At 59.2% G+C, this 8,777-nt stretch carries 9 protein-coding genes; 3 read left to right on the top strand and 6 right to left on the bottom strand.

What is annotated here, in order from left to right; genetic code table 11:
- Positions 1-324 (top strand): hypothetical protein, encoded by a 324-nt coding sequence (locus tag H6650_13055; protein ID MCB8952930.1) that lies wholly within the window; start codon positions 1-3, stop codon positions 322-324.
- A 159-nt stretch (positions 325-483) separates the two neighbouring features.
- Here H6650_13055 and H6650_13050 read toward each other — a convergent pair whose 3' ends face one another.
- The 3 genes from H6650_13050 to H6650_13040 all read right to left on the bottom strand — a co-directional run bounded on the left by H6650_13050 (position 484) and on the right by H6650_13040 (position 3,611).
- The gene (locus H6650_13050; GenBank protein ID MCB8952929.1) at positions 484-1,782 is read right to left on the bottom strand and encodes a hypothetical protein; all 1,299 of its coding nucleotides are present in this window, start codon (positions 1,780-1,782) and stop codon (positions 484-486) included.
- A gap of 171 nt (positions 1,783-1,953) precedes the next feature.
- Positions 1,954-3,234 (bottom strand): MFS transporter, encoded by a 1,281-nt coding sequence (locus H6650_13045; protein MCB8952928.1) that lies wholly within the window; start codon positions 3,232-3,234, stop codon positions 1,954-1,956.
- Positions 3,231-3,611, bottom strand: a complete 381-nt coding sequence (locus tag H6650_13040) for a response regulator transcription factor (protein ID MCB8952927.1) — start codon at positions 3,609-3,611, stop codon at positions 3,231-3,233. The genes H6650_13045 and H6650_13040 overlap by 4 nt, the downstream gene beginning before the upstream one ends.
- Before the next feature lie 423 nt (positions 3,612-4,034).
- On the opposite strand from H6650_13040, the gene H6650_13035 reads away from it, so the two are divergent.
- The gene (locus tag H6650_13035; protein MCB8952926.1) at positions 4,035-5,120 is read left to right on the top strand and encodes a hypothetical protein; all 1,086 of its coding nucleotides are present in this window, start codon (positions 4,035-4,037) and stop codon (positions 5,118-5,120) included.
- Between the two features lie 14 nt (positions 5,121-5,134).
- Positions 5,135-5,413, top strand: a complete 279-nt coding sequence (locus tag H6650_13030) for a hypothetical protein (GenBank protein MCB8952925.1) — start codon at positions 5,135-5,137, stop codon at positions 5,411-5,413.
- Between the two features lie 122 nt (positions 5,414-5,535).
- Here H6650_13030 and H6650_13025 read toward each other — a convergent pair whose 3' ends face one another.
- From H6650_13025 to H6650_13015, 3 genes are all read right to left on the bottom strand, one after another.
- Positions 5,536-6,426: a DUF3828 domain-containing protein gene (locus H6650_13025; GenBank protein ID MCB8952924.1), complete on the bottom strand. Its 891-nt coding sequence runs from the start codon at positions 6,424-6,426 to the stop codon at positions 5,536-5,538.
- A 220-nt stretch (positions 6,427-6,646) separates the two neighbouring features.
- Complete coding sequence (locus H6650_13020) at positions 6,647-8,470, bottom strand: SH3 domain-containing protein (protein MCB8952923.1); 1,824 nt, start codon at positions 8,468-8,470, stop codon at positions 6,647-6,649.
- Positions 8,458-8,709: a hypothetical protein gene (locus H6650_13015; GenBank protein ID MCB8952922.1), complete on the bottom strand. Its 252-nt coding sequence runs from the start codon at positions 8,707-8,709 to the stop codon at positions 8,458-8,460. The genes H6650_13020 and H6650_13015 overlap by 13 nt, the downstream gene beginning before the upstream one ends.
- Positions 8,710-8,777 lie beyond the last annotated feature (68 nt).

Raw genomic sequence — 8,777 nt, 5'->3', positions numbered from 1 at the left:
TTGAACGTTATGTTTGCGGATGCGGATGGAGCGGAAATCCGGCAACTACTGCGGGAAACATATGACTTGCTGGTGTTATCGTTGATGGAATTTGGCTCCATGGACAAAGAAACCGCCGTGCGGATGATCGCGGATTCCGGTCTGTTTGCTTTTGCCACGGAGATGGAAGCGTACCTATTGCTGCATGAGGAGGCCTATTGTTGGGCAATGGTGCTGCTGCATGGGCGCGAAAACACGCAGTGGCACCAGGACCCGACCTTGTGGCCGATTCCTGAGCGTTACAATGCCCTGGCGGAGGCGTATTACCGCTCCCTGGAAGCGTAGCGTTCCTGTTTTCCGAGACAAGAAAAGACGGAATGGCTTTACGCCATTCCGTCTTTTTTCTATCTACCTGTGGCCTGAGTCTGTCGCAGGCAACCCCCGCCGCAACAGATAGGGGATTAGTCCTTCAGGCGACCTCAGCCGTCCCTGGTCAAGTGCCGGTTACTTCTTCAGCATGACCGTGAAGGAAGCGTTGTCGGATTGGCCGCGGAAGAAGACGATACGCAGTTTGTAGAGCGTGTCCTGGGTGATGGTCAGGTCGAGGCGGGAGTCGTGCCCCTGGACGGGTGTTTCCGCGCCGCCGCCGATGGAGAGGTAGATGGCCTGGGCGCATTCCACGTCCCAGAAGATGCTGAATTTCTCCCCGGCCTTGACGCTGTAGGTGGTTGGCTCGAATCGCTGCACGTAGGGGTCGCCGCAGGCGCTTCCGGTGACGTTGATGGTGAATGTGTGCGTTTCCTGGCTGTTGTCTTGCTTGACGACGAGGGCTTCGTAGGTGGTGGTGACGCTGGGGCAGACGGTGGCGGAGCCGATGCCGGCAACGCCCCGCTTGTCGAAGCCGTAAGCAAAGGAGACGTAAAGGGCCTTGATGTTGGTGAAGTTCCAGTGCAGGGTGGTGCAACTGCCGGCATTCAACGACGTCGTGTCCGCATAAAACAGGTTGGCTACCGTCGCCGACTCCGTGTTGCTGTAGGGGCCGAAGCCGTAGCTGTTGTTGCCACGGACGCGGTAGTAGAAAGTGCCGGCATTTTTCCCCGGCGACGGCACGGACCACGACGTTCCCGCGCCTGTGTACACCACCGTCGGGCTGGAGAAAGCCGCATTATCATCCTCCTCCAGACTGTACGTCTGCGCCAGCCCCGCCGCCTGCCACGACACCGTATAGTACCCATCTTGTTCCGCATTGCTGATCGGGTTCAACACAGGCGCATACGGCACGGGCGGATACCAATTAAACAGGATGGGAAAATAAAAGCGCGTCTCCACGGTAACAATATCAACCGCCGCGCCCACGATGGCCGGATTGCTCAACGAAACCGCCGTCAGCGTCAATTCATCTCGCGCGCCGACCGCATCAGAGGGAACCGTCAACTGTACCTCAACAGCGGCTGTCTCCTGCGCGTCCAGCATCAGCGTCAACTGCATCGTATTGGTCAGCGGCGCGCCCGCCAGCAGTACCGGCCAGCCCATTTGCGACTCCACCTGCACCAGGAAGGTGTCGCCGCCAGTCTGTGTATTCTTCACCGTATGCGCCAGGGTGAGCATCTGGCCGGGTTCGGCGGACACGTCATAATCCGGCTCCACATCCACCCCCGGAATTTGCGGGGCCGTGGGAATGGGCGTCTGCGCCCGCGCGGCGGATGACCAAGTGCCGAGAAAAACAAAAACGAAAACGCCGACGAGGGCGCTGAACATTCCGAAACTTACTTGCCGGCTCTGCCGGTTGTGTGGAAATAGCATGGTGTTCTCCTTCTCAAATACCTTATAGGGTCAATGAACCTTAAAGATCTTCCAGACCTTTAGGGTTTGGCAACTTTTCACGTAACGACTAACGCTCTCTGGAGATTGGACCAATTTCACGCGCTCAACGGCCATTTTCACCAAAGAAATGGGTCCAATCTGGCTTAGCAGTTACTTTTCACGCGCATAAAAGAAACGCCAGTAGAGATAGATGGCAATGATGTAGGTGGTGATTGTGCCCAGAAAAACGGGCGCGAATCCGTAATGCACTTGCAGCCAACCACTGATGGTGGGGCTGAACGACCAGCCAACGTTCCAACTCATGCTCACCAGACTGGCAACGGTGGCCCGCGCCTCCTGACGTACTTCCTCCATAACAAACGTCTGGTAGACGGGATTGCTCATGTTCATCAAGGCCAGGCGCACCAGGTAGGCGGTGGCGCTGAGCCAGAACCAGGGCGCGAATCCAAGCAAGATGAGGAAGGGAATGGACAGGGCTTGGGTGAGGACGACGACCGCGATCTTGCCGTATTTGTCGGCCAGGGGCGGGGCCACGAGCAGGCCAATACCCATAGCCAGGGAGCCGGCGGCAAAGAGGGTGCCGATGGCGGCGTCGCTGCTCTGGTAGGTGCGGCGGAAGAAGACGTTCATGAAGGGCATGAGCAGGCCCGCGCCCAGTGAGGTGACGAGCAGAGGGGAGATGAGTTTGCCCAGCAGGCGGGGGTTTTGGCGGGCATATTGGAATGGGGAGAGATTACGTCCTTCGTCTTCCTGGGCGCCGGGATGGGAGCGCAGGAGGGAGAGGGGGATGAGGGCCAGGGCGGCAATGCCGGCAACAATCACCAACGACCACCTGTAAGCGACGGCACTGGTTGCGCTCACGGCGGCGATATGGCCTATCCATGCCGGCATTCCCCCGCCAATCCAGTTCCCCACAAAACTCGCCAGCATATTCAAGCCAAAACTGATCGAAAAAAGATACGTCCGCTCCGCCTCGCCACTGTTCTCCATCAAAAACGGCCCCAACGTGACCCCACTCAGGCTTTGCGCCAACCCCAATACAAGGCTCATGGCAAAGAAGCCCGTCACGCTGCGCCACGTGACCAGCCCCACCACGGCAGCGGTCGTCATCAGGCTGGACAGAAACAAAGCCCGCTTCCGCCCGACGCGGTCGCTGACATAGCCGGCAGGCAAGGCACTGAGCAAAGCCACCAGGCTAGACGTGGTCAGCAGTTGCCCCAGCAGGGCTTCGTTGTAACCCAGGCTGAGGACGTAGAAGTTGAACAGTAGGCCGTAGATGCCGTAGGCGACGCCACTGACGATCAGGCTTGCCAGGTAGAGGCGTGCGTTGGGCCGGAACAAGCGCACTTTGTCCAGGTAGAGGCGCACGCCTGCCAGAATTCCGGTGCGCTCGCTACCGGATACGGTCAGTGGTGGCGGTATTTCCGTCACGATGGCTTTTCCCCCTCTTCCCGGCTGCGGGCGCAGGCGCGCACGGCGTCCAGGACGTTTTCAGGAGGGTCTCCTTTGCTGACGAAGCTGTCTACGCGGTGGGCACGGGCTTCGGCGCGGGCTTCGGGGCGACCGCTCAGAGCGAGGATGCGCATGAGGGGTTGGCGGGAGCGGATGAGGGGGAGGAGAGAAGATGCCGGCATTCCCGGCAGCTCCCAATCCAACAACAACAGATCAGCCACCTGGGACTGCAAGGCCAGAAACAGGCCGGTTGCATCCGCCGCCTCCGCCACAATCATATTGCCCGGCTCCTGTTCCAACAAGAGCCGCAGCGCCGCGCGCACCCGTGGCCGATCATCCGCGAGAATAATCCGCATTCTCTCCCTCATTGACGTGATGGCAGCGCCGCGTATATGCGCTGGTAATGTCAATATACCCCCAAAACCCCACCCCGGCATCAGGCAGGTGGCGAGAATTGTGTCTGGACGGATGGACAGATTCACGACTGGTCAACTGGCCAGTAAACGCGCATAGGAAGAACCCCCATGACTCATGACGAAAATCGGAAAAAAACCGGACGTTTGCCACTGGCGGTGACGGATGCCCTACTTCTATAGTAAAAGATTACAAAAGTCTTAGCCAGGCGTATTGATGTCAGCATGTAAGCGCTAAGCGAGATTGGACCAATTATCTTTGTAGTCTGTTAAAGGGGCCAGTGGGAGCAGCCCTCCATCACGAACATGTAACAAACAGGACACGAGCGTTTAAAGAATATCTACCCTTACTTGCCAGGGAGGCGCATGATGAACCGTAAATCGATCTTTCCTTTGATTGTGGTCGCCGCATTTTTGTTGGCGCTGGTTGCGCTGCCGGGCGCGCCGCGCCTGACACAGGCGGATGAATCCGCGGCGGATGAATCCGCGCCGCCGCGCCCAGAGCAGCCCACCGCGCCAGAGGCCCGCAGTGGGTACATTCCCATCCAGGGACGGCTGACGGACGCTGACGGCAGCCCACTGGACGGTGACTATTCCCTCACCTTTCGTCTCTACGATGTGTCCACGGGAGGGACGGCTCTGTGTACGGACACGCGCAGCGTCACCGTGGAAGATGGGCTGTTCAGCAAATACATGTATGCCGGCAACTGTCCCATCAGCGGACAGCAACTCTATTTGAGCATAGAAGTGGAAGGTGACGGGGAAATGACGCCGCGCCAGTATCTGGACAACGTCCCCTACGCCTGGAGCTTGCGGCCAGGAGCCGTGATTAAATACAACCTGAGCGGCGACAACGCCATTTTGCACGTCGAAAACAGCGGCAGCGGCGTGGGGGTGTATGCCGCCAGCGCGTCCGGCGTGGCCCTGCGGGCGGGCGGCAGCGGCGTTGTGCAAAGCACGGCCCCCTCGTATCTCTGGATCAGCGGCAGCGGCGCGCGCCCCTATCACCAATCCGACAGCACGATCATTGACATGGACACGGTGGGCGGCGCGAAAATCTATCGTGGGGCGACGGCGGGCAACAAGAATGTGATGCTGCCGATCACGGTTCCGGGCACACTTTATGGGCAGAACGTGCGTTTGACGGGCATGGAGATTCATTGGGCGGGGCAGACGGAGTTTGATGGGCTGGCGGCGGTGCTGCTGCGCCGGCAGACGGGCGTGTGCGGCACGTCCTCCTGCTACCTCACGATTCTGTTCGACACCACCGATCACGTCTGTGACGTAGGCAATAACCCCACCGGCTGCGTGCAATCCTACAACTTGAGCAACAACAATGTCCTTTCGCCGGACTCCGGCGTGCTGTACCTGACGTTGGAATTGGGATTCAGCGGCGCTTCCACCTGGGTGGAGATTGGCGGCGTGCGCCTGACGCTGGCGTATGACGATTGAAAAGGAGGCACAGGATGCAGCGCATACGAATCGGGTTGATCCTGGCGCTGATCGCCTGCCTGATCATTGCCCTCAGCACGCAGGCCATGTCATCGCCGAATTATGCCGTGGATTGGATGGTGCCGCTGTCGGGTGGCGGCGGGGCGGCCAGTTCCACCGATTACGCTATCAACATGACGGTAGGGCAGACGGCCATCGGGAAGGCTTCTAGCCCGTCATACGCGGCGCAAATGGGTTATTGGTATGGCATTGCCCGCGAGCAGCTCGTTTTTTTGCCAATGGTCCAAAAGTAGTGGGCGGACGGCGTGGAGAAAAAGTCGCTTGTTTCCGGTCCGATTTAGAAAATCGGACAACCCTCTTGTAGTCCGATTTTCCAAATCGGACACAGCCCGCCCGCAATCCGATCCAGGAATGGCTATTGGTTTGCCAGCTTGATCACGTCTATCTTCCAGAACCCGCCCTCCTGCAACAGCCGGATACGCAGCTCTTGACCGGCATCGCCAAAATCAAGGCGCAGGAGAACGACACCACCCGTGTTTTCGGCGGGCGTGGCGGCAAAGCCTTGCGGGGTCCTGGTGGTCAATAAAAATGGGTCGTCGCCACTTGCCCCGGCGGAGACCTGGGCATCTACCTGTTCCATCAGGGCGGCGGAGAGAAAGCCACTGGCGCGGTAGTCACCGTTGGTGAGGGCGGCTGGTCCCTGGTCGGCAAGGCGGCTAAGATACCAGAGGTAGAAGCTGTTGACGACGCCTTCGGGTGTGCCGGCACAAGCAATGTCGCTGATTTGCCAAAGATTGCCCGTTTGCTGCGTGTACACGACAAAAGCGTGTTGGGGCAAATTGGTACGCATAAGGAGCATGGGGACGCCGTTGTTGCTGAATTGTCCATCGAGGTAGAAGTTGTCGGGGGGGGTGATGCCGGCACACCACAAAGGATCCAGCCCCACAAAACCCTGCTCATCAAACTTCAGCACCAGCTCGTTGACGCGGTGCATCAACATGGGCGTCAGATAACCGCTCCGGGCGACCTCCCCATTCGCCAGCGGATTATCACGGTCGCCCGTCAGCGCCGCTTTGATCGCGTCCAGATACCAGCCGTAGAAATTTTGCACCGTATTCGCCGGGGTGTCGGCTTTGTCCGCGGGCGGCAGGTAAATTTCCTCCGTGGGCGTGGCAATGCCGGCATTCTCCCCGGCGGATTGGCTCGTCGTATCATGGGAGGCGGCGGGTTTGTCGGCGCGGCAGGCGGCAAGCAGCAGAGTCGCGGCCATAGCGCAGAGGAGCAGGCACATCTTCGAAGGCTTCATAGGGACACATTTCCTTATCACAATTTGCCCCCCGGCCAGGGGCGACATCAGAATATCCCCATTTTATTCCGTCTGCGCCTGATGCCAACCCAAACGATACCGTTTCTCTAAATTCGGTAAAGGACAAAGGACGCGGATGCGCGCAAAAGGATGCCGGCATAATATGCCGGCATCCACTCACATTCATCCACGTCCTGTTGTGGCAAGAGAAGCTTATTCGTTACCCGGACCAGACGATCATGTCTTCAATCGGGTAGCTGTACAGCAGATACCGCTGGTTAACCCAACCCGTTTGCCCTTCGGGGGTGATAATTTGCACCCAGGTAGCCGCGCCGTTGCGGTAGCCGGTGAGGGTAACTTGCTGCCCGTTGAGCAGACGGGTAAAAGTGGTGTAGGAGACATCCGGGCCGGTGCGGACGTTCAGGTAGAAAGCGATGACAATAGCCGTGCCGGCATTGACCGTCCCCGCCGATCCCGACCACACAGGCAAACTCAGAAGCGGATAACTGCTCAACACAAACGGCGCATACACCCACCCCTGCACATTATCCGCCGTAATCACCTGCACCCAAGTCGCGCTCAGGTTACGATAACCCGCCAACCGTACCACCTGATTGCGCGTCAGCACCCGGATGATATTGTAGCTCGGAGACGGCCCCGTGCGCAGATTCAGCAGATCAGAGATGACGGTCGCCGTGGCCCCGGTGGGCAGCGGCGGCGGCGTGGGCGTGGGTTTAGGCGTCGGCTGCGGCGTCGGCTGCGGCGCCGGCGTCGGGCCAGAGATCACGCTCCAGGTCAGATGCGCTTCCGCCAGACCCGCATGTTCATAGTACTCCATGCGCAGCGGCACGGAGCCACCCGGCAAGGAGAGGTCCGCCGAGAAGGATTGCGTCGCCCGGTCCTGCCAACGGTCAATCAGGAGAACATTATTCACCCACAGGCGCACCCCATCATCCGTCGTCGTCGTAAAGCGATAGTTGCCCGGACTAAAGTAGAGCGTTTGCGTCCAGCGCACGGAGAAGTTATCACTGTTAATAACGCCCACGGCAGGCGTGCCCGTGCCCCAGTTGAAGTTGACCTGGCTATCCGTGCGTACCAGAGCCGCCGCGCCGCTGAGGCTGGTGTTGTTGTAATATTCTCCCTGCCACTGGTTTGTGCCATAGGAGATAACCTGCGTCCAGGCCAGCTTGACAGACGCGCCGCCAATGTCTTCGTAGTACTCCAGTTTGATGGGAACCAGCGCGCCGGGCAGGTCAATTTCCGCGATGAGCGCCCCCCCTTGCTGGTCCACCCACTTGTCAACCAGGAGCGTATTGTTCACCCAGAGGCGCGCGCCATCGTCCGCGTTGACGACGAAGCGATAGCGGCCTGGATTGAAGGTGAGTGATTGCGTCCAGCGCACGGAGAAGTGGTCGGCGGCCAGGAGGCCCACGGCGGGCGTTCCCACGCCCCAGTTAAAGTCCACGGCGGGGTCGGTACGCACCAGCGCGGCCGTGCCGCTCAAGGTCTGGTTGTTGTAGTATTCGCCGCGCCAACCGGTGGTGGGCGTCGGCGTGGAGACATTGAGCGGCGACCAGTTGAGTTTGATGATGGCGTTGCCGCCCGCTTCGTAATATTCCAGCCGGACGTAGTGGTCACCCGCGGCAAGGAAGGTGTCCGCGCTGAGGGTGTGGACGTTGCTGGTGTACCAGGCGTTGATCAGAAGCTGATCGTCTACGTAAAGGCGCACGCCATCGTCCACAGTGACGGAGAAGCGATAGGTTCCGCCGGAAAAGTTGACGACGCGCATCCAGCAGGCGGAGAAGTTGTCGGCGTTGATGCCCGGGGCGGGGCTGCCTGTACCCCAGTCGTGGTTAATGTCAGATTCCTGGCGAAAGTAGGCGGGAGGCCCGGAGAGGGTGGTGTTGTTGAAGTATTCGGCCATCCAGGTTGTGTCCGCGGCGGCCAGGGGGGCGGACCCGCGCAGGATGAGGAAAAGGAAGAGGCCGGCCAGCACGACGAAGCCTGCCGGCAGGCGGAAGGCAAAGGTTTTTAGATGCCGCATGGTGACACCTCCTGTGTCGTCATTGCCGGATTGTGGTGCTGCAAGATGCCGGCACAAACCAACGCCACGATTAGCGTTACATACACTATACCGCGGGAAGACTCCCCATCGCATCCGCCTGTTGGCGGAATTTTGCTTAGCCAACTGACCAGGAATACACCTGGCTCAATGACCAGTGATCCGCCCAATTCCCCCGGAAAATGATATACTTCCCCGGAAAGACGAAGGCCCTCATTCATCGTAACTGCTAAGCCAGATTGGACCAATTTTCAGAGAGCGCTAGGAGTTACCATTCATCATTTGAAAC

This window comes from Ardenticatenales bacterium, from assembly GCA_020634515.1.
In the GTDB taxonomy this organism is placed as follows: Bacteria; Chloroflexota; Anaerolineae; order Promineifilales; family Promineifilaceae; genus JAGVTM01.
This window is presented reverse-complemented; position numbering and strand designations above follow the sequence as displayed.